The organism is Streptomonospora alba (assembly GCF_000826685.1).
In the GTDB taxonomy this organism is placed as follows: Bacteria; Actinomycetota; Actinomycetes; order Streptosporangiales; family Streptosporangiaceae; genus Streptomonospora; species Streptomonospora alba.
In genome coordinates, this window is the sequence record NZ_JROO01000029.1 from 88,886 (window position 1) to 107,798 (window position 18,913).

The window sequence follows — 18,913 nt, forward strand, 5'->3', positions numbered from 1 at the left end:
CTCGTCGCAACCGATGGCGGGCGCGTACTCCGACGGGAGGTCTCTGCACCGGGACCGGTCGTGGGCCGCCCGGTCCCGGTGCTGGAGCTGGGCGCATCAGCGGTCCCGGCTCACCAGCTCGAGCACAGGCACCCGGGAGACCCGGAACGCGGGCCACGCTGCAGCGACCACGCCCGCTGCGACTGCGACGATCAGCGTCACCGCCAGACGGAGCCAGGGTACGACGACGGACGGGATCTCCGCGCCTCCAGCGACATCGATCATCGCCCCGCCGAAGCCGGCTCCGACGGCGATACCGATCGATGCTGCAACGAACGACAGGAGTGCCGCCTCGAGCCGCACGATGCGCCGCAGCTCCCGCCGAGACGCCCCGACCGCTCGCAGCAGCCCGATCTCTCCCGAGCGTTCATTGATCGCGAGCGCCGTGGTGTTGGCGACTCCAAGAAGCGCGATGAAGCTCGCCAGAATGAGCATCCCGTCGATGAAGTTCCCGAACGCAGCGATCTCGCTCCCGCTGCTGGCGACGTGTTCTTCCTGGGTCGCCAGGAACGCCCCGGGCGTATCTCGGACCAGGGCACTCACGTCTTCCTCGGCGTCCGCCACCGCTCCGTCGGCGAGGTCGACGAACACCTGCGCATCGAGCAGACGACCGACCGAGCCGTCGAGTGTCGCACGGTCGACGAAGTACGCTGGGGCTTCGAAACCGCCGGTGCTCCTCTCGACCACGGCAACGATCGGCGCTTCGATGGTCGATCGTTCGAACTCGACCTCCAGGGTTCCGCCAAGCCGCGCCGGGTCGTCACCGACCACGGCCACGCCTCCCGAGCTCAGATCGGCGAGGTCGCCGGCGATCGGGTCGAGGTCGTACATGGTGGGCAGTGCCGTCGGGTCGATGCCGCCGATCGCCTGGGCTTTCCCGGCCACTACCCCTTCGGCGATCGACAGCGCAGTTACCGAGTCGACGTCGGGCAGCTCTGCTATCCGGCCGGCCAGGGTGGGGTCGATCGTCGAGAAGTCGGGGGTCGCCGACGTGACCACCAGATCCGCCCGCAGTCCCTCACGGACGTCCGTTCCCACCGCGCTCGTCAGTGAGCTCGCGAAGATCGAGAACACCGTCACCATCGCCGTTCCGAGCATGAGCGCGAGCGCCGTCGATGCCGATCGACGGGGGCTCGCAGCCAGGTTGCCCGTTGCGATCGAGCCAGACACACCGGCGGCGCGGCGGGCCGCCGGAGAGCTCCAACGTGCTGAAGCTGTCACGATCGCCGGGCCGCACAGCACGAGCGCCGGGACAATGGCAGCAGCGAGCATGAGCCACACTGGGTTCGAGTCCACCACAGCCACAGCTCCTCCAGCGATCGCCGCCGCGGCAAGCACGAGTCCGCTTGCAGTCCGCGCTCGGCTCACGACCCGGGGTTCCGCCGCGCTCTCGCGCAGCGCCTCGATCGGTGGTGTCGCCGCCGCGCGGCGAGCCGGGATCCATGCCGAGAGGATCGTTGCGCCGATACCGACGGTCGCGGCGATCGCGATCGAGATCGGGCTCACGATCGTCGGCCCGGTGATCAGGCTGACCCCGGTGAGTCCGACGACCCAGCGCAGCGCGCCCACTCCCGCGACCCCGCATACGAGGCCGGCGAGCGTGGCGATCGTTCCGACGAACGCCGCCTCGATCACCACTCCGCCGAGCACTTGGCGTCGCTCCGCACCGACCGCACGCAGCAGTCCCGACTCCCGCCGGCGGCGGGCGACAGTGAGCGCGAACGTGTTGAAGATGATCGTCACGCCGATCAGAATCGCGACCACGGCGAAGGCCAGAAGGAACACGTTCAGGAACTGCAGCGGTGACGTCGCGGCGTCCTGCATCGTCCGGATGTAGTCGGGTCCGTCGACGACCTCGGCATCGGACAGCGCCGACAGTCGGCCGAGCACCTCGGTGCGGTCGGCACCCTCCGCGACGTCGACGAGCACCTCGGTCGGCGCCGCCATGTCGAGCCAGGCGGACGCCGCTCCGTCGGGCAACAGAACCGTTCGCTGCAGCGGTGCCGCGTCCGCAGACGCGAACGTCGCGATACCGGTGATGGTCGCGTCGTGCATCCCCGTCGCGGTCAGGACCTGTACGACGTCACCCGGAGCCACGCCTGCGTCATCGGCGAGTGATCGATCGATCACGATCTCTCCGACCTCGGTCGGTGGTCGCCCGCTCGCGAGCCGGAACGGATTGAGCGCCGGGTCGGCGACCCAGTTGCGACCGACGTCGCTCGCCGTGCCGGTTCCGACCGTCGATCCGTCGACGACCAGCTTCGCGAAGCCGGACCATTGCGAGGCGGCCCTGTCGACGCCGTCGACCGCAACCACGCGCTCGGTGATGTCGGGATCCAGTGATTGCCGAACCGACCTGGCAGGATCTCCCGGTCCTCCGCCGGGCTCGCCGAGGGAAACGCCTTGCACCACGGCGTCCGTCCCGGCGAACGCTTCGGCGATATCGCTGGCCGCTCGGCCGCGCATCGAGTCGGCCAGCACCAGCGTCGCGACGAGGAACGCCACCGACAGTGTGATCGCCGTGCCCGTGAGCAGGAACCGACCCCGGCTCGCGAACACGCTCCGAGCCGCGCTCCGCACCATCTGGCTCATCGCCCCAGGCCCTTCATCACGTCGAGCACCGAATCGGCCGACGGGCGATCCATCACGTCGTGCACTCTGCCGTCGACGACGAACACGACGTGGTCCGCCCAGGCAGCGGCGTTGGGATCGTGCGTGACCATCACGATCGACTGATGATGCTTGTCGACCGCTGATCGCAGGTATCCGAGGATCTCCTGTCCGGACCGGGTGTCGAGGTTGCCGGTGGGCTCGTCGGCGAACACCACGTGTGGCCGGGCGACCAGCGCCCGGGCGATGGCGACGCGCTGTTGCTGGCCGCCCGAGAGCTCCGCCGGCCGATGACGCATGCGATCACCGAGGCGCAGCATCGACACGACCTGATCGAGCACTCCATCGCTCGGCCGGCGGCCCGACAACGTCAACGGTAGGCAGATGTTCTCCTCGGCCGTGAGGGTCCCAACGAGATTGAGCGTCTGGAACACGAACCCGATCCGTTCTCGGCGCAGCATGGTCAGTGCGCGGTCGTCGAGGGTCGACAGATCGGTGTTGCCGACGAAGGCGCGGCCCGTCGTCAGTTGATCCAGCCCGGCGGCGCAGTGCATCATCGTCGACTTTCCCGAACCCGACGGGCCCATCACAGCCGTGAACTTCCCCGCCGGGAACGCGATGGTGACGTCGTCGAGAGCGACGACGGTCGACTGGCCGGAGCCGTATCGCTTGACTGCGCCGACGAGCATGGCCGCAGCGTCATCAGCGTTGGATGACAGCGCGCTCCCGGACTGCTGATCGACGACCGTGGAATCTGGATGTGGGGACACGAGACCTCCGATGAGTGGTTGGTGTCCACCACGATGCCGACGGGCCGCCGGCGGCCGCCTCCGCCCGCAGGAGGTGACGCGTACTCGCACGGAAGTACATGAGCGACCGAACGGCCGACCTTGGTGGGAGAGTCCCGCGCACGCGGGACGGGAATGGATCCGGTGGGGGATCGGGACACGCGTCACAAGGAGTTTCCCGCGCACGCGAGGTCGAGTCCCACTGATGTGGGGATGGGATGGCCGCGTTCGGGCGACCCCGCGACCGTCGCCTCGAGCTCCGGGGACGCGGTGACGGACTGCAGGGAGGTGCGGTGTTTATGTACGTTCTGGGGCAGTCCGAGGTCGCGCCGCTTCCGTGGTCGGAGCGGGGCGTTGAGGCGCGCCTGGCTGGGAGTGGCGCGGTCTCCCTCGGTGGCCGACCGTGCGGGAGCGTTTCGCCGTGCAGTTCGGACGGGTGCCGTCTGCCCGCCAGAGGGCCCGCCACGAGGGTCGTGTAGCGGCTGGCGTGGGACCTGGGTGAGTCCATGGTCGGGCGGGCGGAGGTGATCGTGGGTGGACGGTCGCCCGGGCGGCTGCCGAATTGCCCGCTGGGCCGGTAGCGCGTTGACCTGCAGCGGCGACGGAGTCCGAACTTGCGAGCACACGTGGAGCACACGCGGCCCCCAACTGAGGGTCAAGCGAGCGCACGAAAGCCGATCACCTGAGGTGATGGGCGCACCTGGCAGGATTCGAACCTGCGGCCGTCGGATTAGAAGTGCATTCTAATTGTTTCTCACGCTGCCAAATAATTCTGCTACCTGCTATTTTATCCGCCGGATCTCGGGGCCCGAGGGTCGTTCCCGCGATGTCGGTCGATCAGCGCAACGCGGTGGACAATCTGATGCTGCTGTGCCCTTCCTGCCACAGCAGGATCGATAAGAACTCGGGCGCCGACTATTCGCCGGAGGAACTCCGTACTGTCAAGGAGCGGCACGAGTCCTGGACCCGCGCGCTCCGCAGGGCTGGCGCGGCCGGAACATCCGCTACCCCCACATCGACTTCGTCAACCTGCCCCGCATCGCGATGCTGCCCGGCGGGGAAGAACTCCTGCGGATCTGCGACGAGATCGGCCTGGATCCCGAGAGAGCGTTCCGCAACCAGGGAGCGCGGTCGGGCGTCTTCGCCAACCGCGCTCGAGCGGTATTCGAGAACTGGGGCGAGCGCGCAGTGGACCTCGACCCGTCCGCCCCGATCCAGGTGCAGCCGGGAATGGTGGTCGCGTTCGACTCCCCGATGCGGGCCCACAACGTCAAGCGGGCGCGGCAGTCGGCCCCCGTCAGCGGCTCCATCAAACGCGATCCGCATCTACGGTTCGCCTATGGCGACCGGACCGTCGCCGTCCGCTTCGACCCGATCGGGCTGACCACAACGACCTCCCTGACGACCCTGGGAACGGCAGAGAAGGAAGATGTGACCTATGCGGGGCTCGGGACAGTCGTCGCGGCCACCCAGGACCAGATCCATATTTCGGGTGTCTTGCAGCGGCTGTGGTTCCGCCGGTAAGGCGGTCTCGCTCAGTCATGTCCGAGCGGCCCGATCGCACGCGGGTACCAGGCCCCGCGGCGGCGGCCGACTCCGGCCATCAGCGTCCTGTGCCCGATGCCGTCCACTGGTCGACACGCTGAACGACGCCTCGGCCCTGTGCCCGGGATCGGCCGGAGGGGTGTGCATCATCGGCGGAGGTGCAGCGAGCATCTCGACCACGAAGTTCCTGGCCGGGCGCATGTGGGTGCCCCAGGTGTGGCACGCCACCGCCCCCACCGGCTGCTGCCTGAACAGCCCTCATTCTGCGCTCGTCGAGTTCTGGAGAACGGCGGAGACCGCGGTAGCAAGCGTCTCCTCTTCGGCCTGCGAGAGTGCATCAATCGCGGGAAGCGCTCTTTGTAGTGCGAGGCCTTTGAGAACGGTTCCGAGGAAGCGCGCATGCCGAGGCGCTTCGGACCGCGAAAGGAATCCCTCGTCCGCCAGTGTGTTCAGCCATCCCTCGATGCGCCGCTGGCCATCGCTTTCGATCGAGAGGTAGGCCTCGCGTACCGCTGGTGTCTGTTCGACGGCGACGAAGGTGCTGATGGTCGTGAGCATGGCGTCACGTGCCTGCTGGCCTGCGCCGGCCTGGACCAGTACCTGGCGGAGGCTTCGAAGGAGGCGCTCGTGTGCGGGCAGCGATGCGTCGAGCATCCACTCCGCGGGGGCCAGCCAGTCGCCGATGCGCTCCATGACCTGGTCTCTGAGCTGCTGTTGCGTGGGGAAGTGGTGGCGCATCGATCCGATGCTGACCCCGGCACGGGCAGAGACGGCCCGCACGCTCAGGCGTGCGGTGACGCCGCCCTCGGCGATGATCATCGCAGCTGCGACGAGGATCCGCTCACGGGTATCGAGCGGTGACCGTTCAGTCATATCGACCTCCTGTTGCCCACTAGTATACCGTGCTAGTACGGTGTACTAGCTTGCGGCGAGTCCGCAGCGCACGCTTGAAGCCAGGGGGAGCAATGATCGATCGCCTACAGAAGCGCCTTGCCCTTGCGCGTGCCGAACCAGGGGACGGTCGCGATCTTGCGCGGTACCGGTGGTGGCAGGTCCCCGGTCGCGCGCTGTTCCACCTGGATCCGGGCGGCTCGGGCCCACCGGTTCATTACACGGTGGACGTGAGGCATTGGGGGAACCAGGCCGCCGGAACCGTGCAGGCGCAACTCTTCCGCGACGGGCGGCAACAGGCCGTCAGCAAACTGCCCGCAGCCTTTGCCGTCGAGGGCGGGGTGATCGAGGTTGCGATGAGCGCTGTGGGGATGAAGCGCTGCCACTACGTGCCCCACCACGGTGCCGCACGACAGCTACGCCCCGATCCTCGATCTGCCGAGGGCCTGCGGGCGCGCTTCGAAGACCGCCACCCCGTGGCCAGCCGATGGGTCGGTGTCGCCTCCGTCATGACCCTGACGGCCGGTGTCGGGCTTTTGGTGTTACAGGTTATCGACCCGCTATCGAATGTGCCGCCGGTCGAGGAGCATTTCGGTCATATCGAGGCGCCGTTCACGCTTCCGCTCTGGTTGAACACCGCTTCGGCGGTGCTGGCGGCGACAGCAAGCACGGAGCGGGCGTTGAGACTGCGCTACCGCTGGTGGATCGACGCGATTGGGAACTGATCATGCCTTTCAATGACAATGGAACTAACACGCGGCGATTCGGGGCGCACCTCTCCCTGAGCCGGTGGAAGCCGATTATCGTGATCGCCATCCCCCCGATCGCGATGATCGCATTGCAGATCGCCTTGTTCCAGGTGGCCGGGCTGATCGACGGAAGCAGCGGTCAGTCCGGGAAAGTTACTCCACTGCAACTGCTCGCAGTGAACCTCAGCATGAGCCTCACCGGTTTGCTCGCCGTGCCGCTCATTGCGCGGCTGGCGAACGTTCCCTGGCGTGTGGTGCTGAGCTATCCGCGGAAATTCGACCGCCGTCGCCTCGCTGTGTACTTGCTCTGGGCGCTTTTGTTCACCGTTCTCGGAAACGCGGGATTGGCGACCTTTGCTCTCGATCACACCCCTTGGGTGGGATTCGGTATCACCGGAACCACGATAGCTCTGCTCGTGGTCATTTTGTTGACCACTCCGTTCACGGCGGCAGCAGAGGAGCTCATGTTCCGGGGTGCGATGATGCCGGCCGTGGCCTCGTGGGTGAGACCCGAGCGACTTGCGCTGGGGTCGGGCGCTGTGGTTTCCAGCTTCGTGTTCGCTGCTTCCCATTTCGCATCGGATCCGTGGCTGTTCGGCTACCACGTCTTCTTGGGGTTGGCCACGGCTGTGATGGCCATCCGTAGCCAAGGGCTGGAGGCGCCGATCGCGTTCCACGTGGCCAACAACGCCTTCACCGCGGTCCTGAACGCCTTCCTCGCAGACGGGGGTGCCTTCTCCGTTGAACGCGGCTCCGGATCCGGTGGGCCACATCTGTTCATCCCCGTCGTCTTTGTGCTGGCAACACTGGTTGTCGTCTGGGTGCGCGAGGGGCGGGCGAGGACGGCGAGCGTGAACGGATGAGATCGATTCTCTTCGACTGTTCTGGAGCGCGAAGTAGCCGCCGTATCGGCGGTCGTTTCCGTCTGAGTACAGGTCGTCGCGAGCAGGACGTAGATAGTGACGGGGACGCCGCGCCATGTCGCGCTGCGCCGGTGGCGGTCGGCCCGTTTCGTTGTGGACCAGCGCTGGTGCTGGAGAAGGAGCGGAGCCGACCAGGGTCGTCCGCGCGCTCGGCCTGCACACGCGCAGCGTCAAGGTGATGAACCGGCGCGGCCTGCCGGATCGGCTCCTCGCGTGCGGCCGGCGGGACCGCTCGGCGGAGGCTTCGCCGGCGTCAGAAAGCCGTCTCCGGAGCGGCTCGGCACCGCACATCCCTACGTGGTCGCGATCCCTCAGCCCACCACCGACCGCCTGCTGACCAGAGCTGATTCAAAGTCGGTGATCGTCTTAGTTGTATGAGGGCTGGAGGTTGGTTACACCGACGTGCAGACGTGAGGCCGGAGGTCGACCGCCGGCGGCGCTGTGGGGCCGATGGTGGTTGTCATGGATGTTCCAGGTCGCCAGAGCCGCGGCGCGCTCCTCCTCGCTGTCGTAGGCCCGGGCATAGAGCACCTCTTCGGCCATGATCCGCTGGTAGTGCTCGACCTTGCCGTTGTGGCGGGGCGTGAACGGCTTCGTCCGGCGATGCTTCGTCGAGGCGGTGACCACGCGGGCGCTGGCTCTGCCGATCGGTACGGGGAAGTGCTCGTCGCGCCCGCCGTGCGGACGGCTTCCTCGGACTCTCGCTCGGAGACCTCCCCTCATGTCGAGCAACGAGGGATCCGAGCTGCCCACGCGATCCGGAACGTCCGGAGACAACGTCTGCCACCAGCCCTTCTTCGGGCCACGAGGCATGAGACTGTCCTTCCGATATGGAGACCCTTGCGATCCCGCACGGCTCTCGTCGTGTCCGGTCCCGGTGATGTCGGCGCGATCCGTCTCGTGGATGCCCGCGAGACGGTGCTGGACATCTACTGTCCTTCGGCGTCCCGGGCGGAGTCCGTGGGGTCTTAGAGCGCGAGCCGGTACGCCTGGCGCAGCACCTCGACCTGGGCGGGGTTGTAGAGCTCGGTGACCGCCTGGACGAGGTCCTGCAACGAGGTGCGACTGCCGACGCCCAGCGGTGGGGTCCGCGTGCCCGGGTACTGCTCGTGGATCGTGCGGAGCGCGGGAGCCAGACGCGCGGCGACGGCCCGGATCTCGTCGGCGGTGGCGTCCGACGCCAGCTCGTCAAAGGCATCGTCGGCCTCCCGGTGGTGCGCGACGATGGCCCGCATGTCCTGCAGGCCCTGCTCGTCGTAGACCCGGGCGCTGATCATGACCATCGCGCGATCGGCAGGCGTGAGATCGTCCGCGACGTCGGCGAACCCGGCGGGGACGTCGGGATCGGGGCAATGGCGTAGGAGGTCGGCGATCTCGGCGCGCAGCTCCTGCTGGTGGGCGATGGAGGCGGCGAGCTGGGAATCGAGGGTGCGGAGCGTCTGCGTGAAGGCCTCACCGGATTCCTCGAGCTCTGCGATGCCCGACAGCGGCATCCCCAGCTCCCGCAGGCGCGCGATCTGCAGCAGGCGCACGAGATGGGAGGTGCCGTACTCCTTGTAGCCGTTCCCGGCCCGGGCGGGCTCCTCGAGGAGTCCGATCGCGTGATAGTGCCGGACGGTCTTCACAGTCGTGCCCGCGAGCTCAGCGAGCCGGCGCGTGCTCCAGGCCATCAGCGGTCGCTCAGCAGGTCGGGCATGAGGCCATCCTCCCCGCTCGGACCGGGGAAGGGAAGGCCGTCTTTGACTCTGCCCCCAGGGCATCGTTTTGGCTGAGGGCACCGATCGCACCTCGCCGAAGGAGCCCCATGACCGTGCGTGCCACGTCCGTCCCCCGCCGATTCGAGGCCGAGGACCTGTTCCGCGACCCCGCCTTCTCCCACCCCGTGATCTCCCCCGACGGAGCCTGGCTCGCATATTTGGCGCCGGCAGGTGGGCGGAAGAACGTCTGGGTGCGGGGGATCGATCAGGAGCAGGAGGAGGCCCGCTGCGTCACCCACGACTCCCGACGAGGGATCCTCACCTTCTTCTGGTGCGACGATCCCCGTTGGCTGCTCTACCTCCAGGACACCGACGGGAACGAGGATTGGCACCTGTTCCGGGTGGACCTCGAGCATCCCGAGGCCGCACCGCAGGACCTGACCCCTCTGGAGCCGGGGTCGCGGGTGTTCTCCGCGGAGCCGATGCCCTCTCGGCCCGGGACAGTGCTGGCCACCATGAACCAGCGGCCCGCGCGCCTGGACATGTTCCTGATCGACGTGGGCTCCGGCGAGATCACTCTGCTGCACGAGCAGACCGAGGCCGGGGTGGACCTGCTGCTGGACCGGGATGGCGAACCGGCATTCGTCTCCCGGGTCACCGAAGACGGGAGCACCGAGTTCTGCACGATCGACCCGGACTCCGGGCAGCAGCGCCTGCTGCTGCGCGCCGGCGGGGCCGAGCAGCCCATAGGGGTCGAGGTGCAGCGCTCCACACCCGATGGCACGGGCCTCATCCTGAGCCTCTATCTCGAGGGCGATGACCTGCAGCTGGTGCGCATCGACCGGGAGACCGCGGAGGTGAGCGTGCTGGCCGCCGTCCCGGGGCGGAGCCTGGACATCATGAGCGTGCTGGCCCCCGGTGTGCTGCCACCCACCCTGTTCACCGATCGTGCGACCGGGGAGATCCTCGCCGCCCGCTTCACGGGGCCCCGCCCCCACATCGAGGTGGTCGACCCGCGCTTCGCCGAGGTGCACGCGGCGCTGGCCGCGCTCTCGGACGGCGTGCTCGACTCCCTGAGCTCGGACACCTCCGGGACGCGCTGGGTCGCCACCTTCCTCCACGACCGCGAACCGGAGGCCTGGCTGTACAACCACGCCACCGGCCGCAGCCGCCGCCTGTTCCAGCCCTACCAGCACCTGGACACCGCACATCTCGCGCCCATGGAGCCGGTCCGGCTCCTCGCCCGGGACGGGCTGCCGCTGCATGGCTACCTCACCCTTCCCGTCGGCATTCCCGCCAGGAAGCTGCCGCTGGCGCTTGTGGTCCACGGCGGACCGTGGGCGCACGACAGCTGGGGCTTCAGCGCACAGGTCCAGTTCCTGGCCGACCGCGGCCACGCCGTGCTGCAGGTGAACTTCCGCGGATCCTCCGGCTACGGCAGGCGCCACACCCTCGCAGCGCGCGGCGAGTTCGCCGGCGCCATGCACACGGACCTCCTGGACGCGGTCGACTGGGCCGTCGACCGCGGCATCGCCGACCCGGACCGCGTGGGGATCATCGGCGGCTCCTACGGCGGGTACGCCGCTCTCGTCGGTGCGGCCTTCACCCCGGAGCGCTTCGCCGCGGCCGTGGATCTCGTCGGCATCGCGGACCTGTCGAGCTTCCTGCGCAGCTTCCCGCCCGTGAGCCGTCCGTACATCGCGAGCGGCTGGCTCGCCTACGTCGGCGACCCCGACGACCCCGCGCAGGAGGCGGACATGCTCGCCCGCTCCCCGATGAGCAGGGTCGACGCGATCACCACCCCGCTGCTGATCGCCCACGGCGCGAACGACGCCCGGGTGCGGCGCGAGGAATCGGACCGGATCGTCACCTCGCTGCGCGATCGGGGGGTCCCTGTCGAATACCTGCTGGGCCAGGACGAGGGCCACGGCTTCGGCAACCCTGAGAACGAGATCCGCCTGCAGCGCGCGATCGCCGCGCATCTCGCCCAGCACCTGGCCTGAGCCGAGCAGGGCGAAGAGGACAGTGGACAACCCGATCCCGACGCCGACGCCGCTGCGCCGGAGGCGTTCCGCCCGGTTCTCGACCACCTCCGGGACCTCCTGCGCAGGGCTCTCCCGGATGCAGAGGAGATGACGGCGTACAACATGCCAGGATTCGCGGCACGGTCGTTGCGAGCTACGCGGCGTTCTGCAAGCAGGTCGGGCTGTACTTTCTCGCCCCTGCGATCTCAGCTCATGCCGAAGAGATCGCAGAAGCGGGTCTGAAAGCGAGCAAGATCGGCGTCACCTTCTCGCCGCGCAAGCCGGTCCCGGATGGTCTCGTGATAAGGCTCGCACGAGCATCACGCAAGCACGTTGACGGCTGAGGCGCTTTGCCGCAGATTCGCGTGGCTCCGGCGCTACGAGGTGTCAATGTGAGGTCTCAGGACTTCCTTTACCGTTCGTTCTCAGGACACGGTTGACCACCATGCGGCATGATCACCGGTGAATCGAAGACCGGCGTCGTGGGGCGAGCGTGGATCAGCAAACATTGGCGGAATACCGCTACAGGGCGGTGTGCGAGGTTCTGGGCGGATCACCGATCGGTGAGGTCGCAGCGCGCTACGGAGCGTCCCGCCAGTCACTGCACACCTGGAAGAACCGGTTCCAACAGGACGGCATGAAAGGCTTCGCCGACCGCTCCAGGCGCCCCCGCACCAGCCCGAGCCGCATTTCCGCCGAGGTCGAGGCGCTAATCTGCCGGCTGCGACGGGAGCACCCCCGCTGGGGCGCCCGGAGGATCGGCCACGAGGTCGGCCGACACGGCATCGATCCGGCGCCCTCGCGTGCGACCGTGCACCGCGTGCTGATGCGCAACGGGCTGATCGATGGCCAGTCTCAACAGCACAAGCGCACCTACAAGCGGTGGCAGCGCCAGGAGCCGATGCACCTGTGGCAGCTCGACATCGTCGGCGGCGTCCCGCTGGCGGACGGCCGCCGGTGCAAGATGGTGACCGGCATCGACGATCACTCCCGGTTCGTGGTCATCGCGCAGGTGGTCGCGGTGCCGTCGGCCCGGGCGGTGTGCCAGGCGTTCACCGCGGCGATGTGCCGCTACGGCGTGCCCGCCGAGGTGCTGACCGACAACGGAGAGCGCTGCGGCCATGCCCAGATCGCCGTGGGAGTGGTCGAGGAACGCCTTGCTGCGCACCGGGGTGCCCCGGCCGTCGAGCGCGACGACCGCGAACCCGAGCGCGGCCAGCGCCTCGGGCTCCCCGGTGAACAGGTCGCCGAACGCCGGTGAGGCCCGGTGGATGTTGGGCCCGGGGTAGGTGTGGTCGACGACGGGGTAGCGCCGCGCCGGGTCGAAGCCGTGCGGGCGCCACAGAAGCCCGTAGATCGGAGTCTGCCCGTCCGCCGCCGTCGTCCGGAACCGCTCGGGCGGGCTCCAGCCGACCGCCTCCAGCGCGGTCGCGTTCGGAGCCTCGAGTTCGACCAGCACCTGGCCGTCGTCGCCGAGCACCCTCGTACGGGGCGGGCGACGGTCGAAGCGCGGTCGACGATGTAGTCGCCGCGGGTTGGGCCGACCGCGTCGTGGTCGAGGTCGTCGTCGGTGACCCGCACGAACCCCCCGCCGTCGAGGTCCACCCGGCAGATCTGACGGACGTAGGGGTCCTCGTTCAGCCCGTTGGCCAGGAACAGCACCTGGCCGCGCTCCTCGGCGACCCGCAGGACCCGGCGGACCAACCACTGCCCCCCGGTGACCCGTCCGAGCAGCTCGCCGTCGGAGGAGTAGCGGTACAGGTGACCCCAGCCGTCGCGCTGGGACCACCACAGGATCTCCCCCGAGTCCAGGATGCGTACTCCGGGCGGGGCGTGCAGGTACGGCGAGGGATCCCCCCGAGTCCGGCCGGTCTCGGTGACCAGCGTCGTCATCGCACCGGTGCCCGGGTCGAGGCGGCGCAGCTCGAGCGTGCGCCCGTCCCGGGACTGGTGCAGGACGTGGACGGCGTCCTACTTCTCCCCCGACCACCACCGCCGGTCCAGCGTAGGGGGAGGTCAATACCCCCGGCCCGCCGGACGCGGCCACGTTCTGCCCGGTACGGATGTCGAGGACGTGCCACGTCATCGTCGCCTGGGCTTCGTCGCCGGGCATCGGGTAGCGGATACGGTGTGCCACCGGCCGCCCGCCGCCGGACGGGGCCGGCCTCCACCAGGACCTGCTCTGGCAGCTCGCGCTGGTCGATCCGGTGGGTGACCAGCCTGGTGGAGTCCGGCGACCAAGCCGCCACCAGCACAGAGTCCAGTCCCAGCAGGGGCAGCTTGACCTTCGTGGCCGCTTCGGGAAGCCCGCCGTAGTCCCGGTGCGGCTCGGCGTCGTCGGTGAGCGCGAACTCCTGCTGCCCGTCCCGGCTGCGCACCCACACGTTGCCGTCCCGCCGGAACGCTACCCACGCCCGGTCCGGCGAGACGATCTCCCCCGGCCCCACCGGAGGGCTGTCCTCTACCTGCGTGCAGGTCCCGGTGCGATCCGACCACTCCCACCGCGCGTCGAAAGCCGAGAAACGGATCACTTCGGGATTCCGGTCGGGGACCTCGAACTCCACGGAGGTGAGCGGCAGGTCGTCGGCCTCCACCGCGCGCCCGGACGTCTGTGACAGCGCTGCGGCGAGCCGCTCGTGGTCGAACGCGTCGCGCCTGGTGCCCGCCGCTGGGTCGACCAGGACGCACCGCGGCCCGGACCAGTACCGGAACCGAGCACCGTCCTCGGACTACTGCGGTACCACCGCGGCCTGCGGGACCAGTCGGGCCCGGTACGGCGCGAGCATCTGTTCCGCGCGCGCATAGTCGATGTCGGTGAGGTGGATGCGCCCGGCCGGGTCGATCATGTCGGAGCCTTTCTCCTGATGGGACTAGCTAGACGCATCAGGAACGCATCCGAAGGGACGGCCACGATGAACGAGATCCGCCAGGAGTCCCGGCGCCACGACGCCGAAGCGCCGGATCCGGACCGAGGCGGGGAACACCAGGGGCGGACGGACCTCTCGTTCCTCGCCCCGCCCGGCGAGCTGGCCGACTGGCGCATGGTCCTCGCCTACGAGGCCGGTGCGACCAGCGGGGCCCTGGCGTAACTTCCGGGCACACCCGGCGAGCTCGCGCGGCGGTGCGACCTTGACGAAGGGGCGCTGCGCGCGGTGCTCGGCCATCTGGTCGCCTACGGGATCCTCACCGCGGACCACAACGGACGGCACGCGTTCGCATCCGGAGCTCCACGGGGGCCGAGCACACGACACTGCTCCGTCACGCCGCCGCGATCCGGCGCTGGTCCGGCCCGATCGGCTCACGGCTGCGGGACCGCACGGCCCACCACGCCGGAGGGCATGACACACCCCTGGTACGGACCGCAGATCGCTCCGCCCCCTGGCGGCCGCCGCCCGGCGTTCGGCCAGGGCCAGGCCGGGTAGTCCCCGGCACTGTGCGCGTCACCGACGTCGGTCCACACCAGCATCTGGAGCCCGAAGTCCGCCGACACCTGGTCGCGGCCGCGCATGTAGCTGACGATCGCCACACCGCCTTCCGGGCTGAAGACCGTCCGCAGCCGCCATGTTGGTCACCGTTGAGCAGAACACGAGGTCGAACGGTCCCGGCGCGAGGGTCGTGGCGAGGTCGCCGGCGAACAGCTCCACACCCTCCTCCTGGAAGTCGTTGCGTGTCCGCGCCTCGTCAACCACCCGGGTAAGGTCCTGCACTGTCGGGCGCCGCCCGCGCCGGGCGAACTCGCGCGCGTGCTCACCGTGGCCACCCCCCAAGATCGAGGATCCGCTCCGCGTGCGGGAAACCGCGCAGGCACACGTCGACGACCACCGGTGAGGTCTGACCTGGACCTTGGGGGTACGCGTGCACCCGTGGAAAACGTGCGCTACCTACTTTGCTTCCGGCCAACATCTGTCAGTTCCGGGCTCTCCGCTACCCGGCCGACGCGCGACGGTACTGGCTGGGGCGGAGGCCGTATTCGCGGTGGAAGGCTGAGCTCAGGGCGTAGGAGCTGGAATAGCCGACCTCGCGCGCGACGGACTCGACCGTGGTGTTATCGCGCGCGAGGAGATCGGCGGCCACGCACAGCCGCCAGCTGGTCAGATAGGACATCGGGGGCTCTCCCAGCAGGTCGGTGAATCGCCGTGCCAGCGTGGCGCGCGAGACATGAGCCTGATGAGCCAGCAGTTCAATGGTCCATGGCTGGTGAGGAGCATCGTGGATGGCTGCGAGCGCGGTCCCCACTATCGGATCTGAGCTTGCCTGATACCAGCCGGGGGCCTTCGCTTCGGGGGTTACGAACCAGTCGCGCAATGCGCCGACCAATACCAGATCGAGCAGCCGATCCAGAATGGCCTGCTGGCCAGGCTCGTCGCGAAGGATCTCGTCCTCCAGCAGTTGCAGTGCCGCGGTTCTCTGGACCGCGCGCGGTACCACCAGCACGCGCGGCAGGGCACTTAACAGGCGGTCGGCCACGCGTCCCGTGACGGTGAAGGATCCGGTCAGCATGGCGTCATCGGCATCCAGCTGCGTTCCGCACGTACGAGTGCCCAACGCGATGCTGTCTGCGGCATTGCCCGCGGCGTCAAGGCAGACGCCGTTCGCGGTCTGGATGTACATGGGCGCGGGGCTCGCCTCAGGGTCGCTGGTCACGTCGAAGGGGGCCGGGCCGACGATGACGGCTATGTCTTGGGGCTTCAGCCGGTGGGGTTCGGTGCCGTCCACGATCCATGCGTGGCCGCGGAGCATCGTGACCAGGGACAGGGAAGCTCGTTCCGCGAACGTGGCGGACCAGGGCGGGTTTGCCAAAGTCCGGCCCAGCAGCGCTCCGGATGATCGGATGTGGTTGAGCACATCAGTCAAGGTATCCACCATGCCACGTTAGACGGCGGATTATCCATATGAGACCGCTGGCGATTCTCCGTCTCACGGGAATCGTGTGTGATGGGCGCATGAACTCCTTTCATGAGCCGACGCCAGGCCGTGCCCACTGGGTATACACCCACCCTCGACACGATTCGCTGAACCGGCACCTGATCCGCGCTGGGAGCGCCGCACTGTCCGAACAGTATGAGGTGACCGTCTCCGACCTCTACGCTGACGGGTTCGACCCGGCGCTCAGCGAGCGCGACCTGGGCGGCCTGTCCGGAGTCCCCGGAAACCTCGCTGAGCTCACGGGCGAGGCCTATGAACGGGGAGAGGTAGAGCCCGAGGTGAGGCGGGAACAGGAGAGACTCGCCGCCGCCGAGCTGCTGGTGCTGCAGTTCCCGCTCTGGTGGTACGGACCTCCGGCGATGCTGAAGGGGTGGGTCGACCGGGTGCTGCAGACAGGGTTCGCCCAGGGTGAGCTCGATGACTCCACAGGTCTGCCGCGCCGGTACGGGGACGGGCGTTTGATGGGACGGAAGGCGCTCATCATCGTCACCGCCGGCGATGACCAGCGCACATTGGGGCCGCGCGGCGTCAGCGGCGATCTGGAGTCGCTGCTGTTCCCGCTCACCCATGGCGCCCTGTGGTACGTGGGGATCGAAGCGCTGGACCTTCACGTGGTCTACGATGCGGACGGCATTGACGGTGCGGGACGCCAGCAGCACGCCGAGCGCCTCATCAAGCGGATCGCCGACCTGTCCGGCGAGTGCAGCCGCCCATTCCGCCGGCTGCTGGACGGAGACTATGACCGGGAGACCCGGGCCCTCCACGAGGATGTCCACCCCGGACGCACCGACCTCGCCATCCACTACAGAGACTGAGCGAATCAGAAAGAACGACGCCCTGGACCACGCGGGATCGTCCCGCACTGTTCCGAGCGGGCATCGATCTTCGGCAGGTAGTCGCTCGCCAGCTCCAGCTCGACCCGGTCGAATCGCTCCGGCGCGGCGACGGCTGCGGAGGCGGCTCTGCCGATGCGCAAAGGATGGGTTCAACGACTTCTAAGACGACAGGAACTTTGGGCGTGCCTTCGGCACACTCAACCGGATGTGACCGCCAGCCCTCGTATCCAGCCGTACATGACAACACCGCGCCGTCGGCCTGTTTCCTCAGGTCGGCGGCGCTTTTCTGGTACGCCCGGCATGGGCAGTTGCTTGGAGGTGGAAGTCCTCTCGGGGAAGCGGCGGTGCTAACCCCGAGCCGGAGGCAACGGCGTCACTGTGAGGTGGGGTCGGAAGGAAGCCCGAGGCGGTAGATGTCAAGTCAATTGAGACAGTGGGCTGATCAAAGGTTTTGTGGTGTGGGGTCGGGGCGTTTGGCGGGGTCGTTGATCCAGGCTTCCTGGGGGATGCGGGGTGGGCGGGGGCGGCGGGAGAAGCGTTCGGGGTGGGCGGTGTAGGCCTTGTCCAGGGCGGTGGCCCGCTGGGCGCGGACGTGCTCGGCGGTGCCGAAGTGCACCGAGGCCGGGGTGTGGTAGCCGATGCCGGAATGTCTGTTGAGTCGGCCTGGAGCGCGGTGCTGGCGTTGCCGCCAGTCCGTTTCTCCAGGCCGCTCGCCGAACCCGCCGTGCGCCTCGCGACGCAGCGGGCTCTCCACAAGTCCCGTGCCTGGGGTCGCGTTTGCGCTCATCCCGCCGTCGGCCAGGGTGGGGGGATCGCTGCTCCCCGGTAGCGGTAGCGCGTGGTGCGTACCTTTGCGGCGTCGAACAGTTCCCGTTCCTGGCCGTGGGGCCACCACCGGCCGCCGCAGTAGCGGCGGCGGAGGTTCTTCCAATTGGCCTTGGGATGCTTACGCCGCAGCCATCCGATCACCCTGTGCCAGGTGCACTGGCTCAGGTTGGAATGCGGCGTGGGAGACCCCGGGCCGGAAGTAGGCGCACCAGCCCCGCAGCAGCCGGTTGAGCAGCAGGGCATCAAGCGGCTGGTTCTTGTCCAGTCCGCGGCACCACATGCGCACCTTGACCATCGCGGCCTTCACGGCCTTCACGGCCTTGCGCGAGGGATAGGTGTAGACGTAGTGCCGTTGGGTTCCTCGCTTGCGGTGGCGCTGGATGCGCCAGCCGAGGAAGTCGAGGCCGTTGTCGATGTGGGTGATCAGTGTCTTATCCTCCGACAGGCGCAGACCCATCGGGCTCGCCCTTGCGGGGGCCTTTCAACCGGGTGATATCCCAGGTGAAGACCTGTCCGGGGCCGGTGGCGCGTAGTTCGGGCACGGTGCGCGCGGGGTGGGTGGCCTGGCGGCGGCGAGGCCGTGGCCTCCGTCGGTTCCCGGGGCGGCTCCTACGACAACGCCTTGGCCGAAGCGTTCAACAGCTTGTTCAAGGCCGAACTGATCCGCAACAAGGGGCCCTGGAGGGGTATCGACGACGTCGAGATCGCCGTCGCCGAGTACATCGACTGGTTCAACCAGCGGCGCCTCCACGGAGAGCTCGGCCACCTCCCACCGGCCGAGTTCGAGGCACTGCACGCAACGTCCGCCGCCCCACAAGCACCCCTGAAAACCAGCCAACCCACTCTCCACAGAACTCGGGGCTTGACAGTTCGCCATGCAATGCAGCTATCGCGATGGAAACCTGGCCCTCGACAGCGACTACTGGATCGTTGGCGATTCCTCCTATATAATGCTCGACCTCCCCGGGGAGCACCCGGACGGGGCCCCGGAGAGGCTGGAAGGGGGACTCGACTCCTCCGGCCGCCATGGCTTCAGCGTTGAGAAGATCTCGGATGA

The 18,913-nt window shown here is 68.4% G+C and carries 17 protein-coding genes and 3 pseudogenes; 8 read left to right on the forward strand and 12 right to left on the reverse strand.

What is annotated here, in order from left to right; genetic code table 11:
• Positions 1 to 96: 96 nt before the first annotated feature.
• On the reverse strand, positions 97 to 2,631 hold the full coding sequence (locus tag LP52_RS15360; RefSeq protein ID WP_040274360.1) for an ABC transporter permease: 2,535 nt from the start codon (positions 2,629 to 2,631) through the stop codon (positions 97 to 99).
• The gene (locus LP52_RS15365) at positions 2,628 to 3,338 is read right to left on the reverse strand and encodes an ABC transporter ATP-binding protein (RefSeq protein ID WP_040274362.1); all 711 of its coding nucleotides are present in this window, start codon (positions 3,336 to 3,338) and stop codon (positions 2,628 to 2,630) included. Before LP52_RS15365 ends, LP52_RS15360 begins: the two co-directional genes overlap by 4 nt.
• 1,143 nt (positions 3,339 to 4,481) lie before the next feature.
• Here LP52_RS15365 and LP52_RS15370 point away from each other — a divergent pair.
• Positions 4,482 to 4,961 carry a hypothetical protein gene (locus LP52_RS15370; RefSeq protein WP_040274364.1) on the forward strand — a complete coding sequence of 160 codons (480 nt, stop codon included), beginning with the start codon at positions 4,482 to 4,484 and terminating at the stop codon, positions 4,959 to 4,961.
• 279 nt (positions 4,962 to 5,240) lie between these two features.
• Here LP52_RS15370 and LP52_RS15375 read toward each other — a convergent pair whose 3' ends face one another.
• Entirely contained in the window at positions 5,241 to 5,855 is a 615-nt protein-coding gene (locus tag LP52_RS15375; RefSeq protein WP_040274366.1) for a TetR/AcrR family transcriptional regulator, read from the reverse strand.
• Between the two features lie 92 nt (positions 5,856 to 5,947).
• Here LP52_RS15375 and LP52_RS15380 point away from each other — a divergent pair, with 92 nt between their 5' ends.
• Together LP52_RS15380 and LP52_RS15385 are read left to right on the forward strand one after the other, a co-directional pair.
• The gene (locus LP52_RS15380; RefSeq protein ID WP_040274367.1) at positions 5,948 to 6,598 is read left to right on the forward strand and encodes a hypothetical protein; all 651 of its coding nucleotides are present in this window, start codon (positions 5,948 to 5,950) and stop codon (positions 6,596 to 6,598) included.
• Between the two features lie 2 nt (positions 6,599 to 6,600).
• The gene (locus tag LP52_RS15385) at positions 6,601 to 7,485 is read left to right on the forward strand and encodes a CPBP family intramembrane glutamic endopeptidase (protein ID WP_084723227.1); all 885 of its coding nucleotides are present in this window, start codon (positions 6,601 to 6,603) and stop codon (positions 7,483 to 7,485) included.
• A gap of 426 nt (positions 7,486 to 7,911) precedes the next feature.
• Here the strand turns inward: LP52_RS15385 and LP52_RS28390 are convergent.
• Positions 7,912 to 8,145, reverse strand: a pseudogene (locus tag LP52_RS28390) (integrase core domain-containing protein); the annotation flags it as partial.
• A 368-nt stretch (positions 8,146 to 8,513) separates the two neighbouring features.
• On the reverse strand, positions 8,514 to 9,215 hold the full coding sequence (locus LP52_RS15395) for a MerR family transcriptional regulator (protein WP_040274369.1): 702 nt from the start codon (positions 9,213 to 9,215) through the stop codon (positions 8,514 to 8,516).
• A 134-nt stretch (positions 9,216 to 9,349) separates the two neighbouring features.
• Between LP52_RS15395 and LP52_RS15400 the strand changes: the two genes are divergently transcribed.
• Both LP52_RS15400 and LP52_RS15405 read left to right on the forward strand, forming a co-directional pair.
• On the forward strand, positions 9,350 to 11,245 hold the full coding sequence (locus tag LP52_RS15400) for a S9 family peptidase (protein WP_040274370.1): 1,896 nt from the start codon (positions 9,350 to 9,352) through the stop codon (positions 11,243 to 11,245).
• Positions 11,246 to 11,759: 514 nt separating this feature from the next.
• Positions 11,760 to 12,380, forward strand: a pseudogene (locus tag LP52_RS15405) (helix-turn-helix domain-containing protein); the annotation flags it as partial.
• Here LP52_RS15405 and LP52_RS28395 read toward each other — a convergent pair.
• Both LP52_RS28395 and LP52_RS28050 read right to left on the reverse strand, forming a co-directional pair.
• On the reverse strand, positions 12,338 to 13,159 hold the full coding sequence (locus tag LP52_RS28395; RefSeq protein WP_238580935.1) for a DPP IV N-terminal domain-containing protein: 822 nt from the start codon (positions 13,157 to 13,159) through the stop codon (positions 12,338 to 12,340). The pseudogene LP52_RS15405 and the gene LP52_RS28395 sit on opposite strands and share 43 nt — an antisense overlap.
• On the reverse strand, positions 13,156 to 13,860 hold the full coding sequence (locus LP52_RS28050) for a DPP IV N-terminal domain-containing protein (protein ID WP_052809888.1): 705 nt from the start codon (positions 13,858 to 13,860) through the stop codon (positions 13,156 to 13,158). Before LP52_RS28050 ends, LP52_RS28395 begins: the two co-directional genes overlap by 4 nt.
• A gap of 318 nt (positions 13,861 to 14,178) precedes the next feature.
• On the opposite strand from LP52_RS28050, the gene LP52_RS27320 reads away from it, so the two are divergent.
• Positions 14,179 to 14,355, forward strand: a complete 177-nt coding sequence (locus tag LP52_RS27320) for a hypothetical protein (protein ID WP_157036341.1) — start codon at positions 14,179 to 14,181, stop codon at positions 14,353 to 14,355.
• 209 nt (positions 14,356 to 14,564) lie between these two features.
• Here the strand turns inward: LP52_RS27320 and LP52_RS15420 are convergent, their stop codons facing one another.
• Together LP52_RS15420 and LP52_RS15425 are read right to left on the reverse strand one after the other, a co-directional pair.
• The gene (locus LP52_RS15420; protein ID WP_040274373.1) at positions 14,565 to 14,792 is read right to left on the reverse strand and encodes a hypothetical protein; all 228 of its coding nucleotides are present in this window, start codon (positions 14,790 to 14,792) and stop codon (positions 14,565 to 14,567) included.
• Positions 14,793 to 15,190: 398 nt separating this feature from the next.
• Positions 15,191 to 16,129 (reverse strand): AraC family transcriptional regulator, encoded by a 939-nt coding sequence (locus tag LP52_RS15425; protein ID WP_040274476.1) that lies wholly within the window; start codon positions 16,127 to 16,129, stop codon positions 15,191 to 15,193.
• An 80-nt stretch (positions 16,130 to 16,209) separates the two neighbouring features.
• Here LP52_RS15425 and LP52_RS15430 point away from each other — a divergent pair, with 80 nt between their 5' ends.
• Entirely contained in the window at positions 16,210 to 17,007 is a 798-nt protein-coding gene (locus tag LP52_RS15430; protein ID WP_040274478.1) for an NAD(P)H-dependent oxidoreductase, read from the forward strand.
• A 463-nt stretch (positions 17,008 to 17,470) separates the two neighbouring features.
• On the opposite strand, the gene LP52_RS15435 is transcribed toward LP52_RS15430, so the two are convergent.
• The 3 genes and pseudogenes from LP52_RS15435 to LP52_RS27325 all read right to left on the reverse strand — a co-directional run.
• Positions 17,471 to 17,815, reverse strand: coding sequence for a hypothetical protein (locus LP52_RS15435; protein WP_157036342.1), 345 nt, complete (start codon positions 17,813 to 17,815; stop codon positions 17,471 to 17,473).
• Positions 17,816 to 17,974: 159 nt separating this feature from the next.
• Positions 17,975 to 18,313, reverse strand: a complete 339-nt coding sequence (locus tag LP52_RS15440) for a group II intron maturase-specific domain-containing protein (RefSeq protein ID WP_052809889.1) — start codon at positions 18,311 to 18,313, stop codon at positions 17,975 to 17,977.
• Positions 18,314 to 18,320: 7 nt separating this feature from the next.
• A pseudogene (locus tag LP52_RS27325) lies at positions 18,321 to 18,431 on the reverse strand (IS3-like element IS1141 family transposase); the annotation flags it as partial.
• Between the two features lie 5 nt (positions 18,432 to 18,436).
• Here LP52_RS27325 and LP52_RS28980 point away from each other — a divergent pair.
• On the forward strand, positions 18,437 to 18,898 hold the full coding sequence (locus tag LP52_RS28980) for an integrase core domain-containing protein (protein ID WP_084723231.1): 462 nt from the start codon (positions 18,437 to 18,439) through the stop codon (positions 18,896 to 18,898).
• Positions 18,899 to 18,913 lie beyond the last annotated feature (15 nt).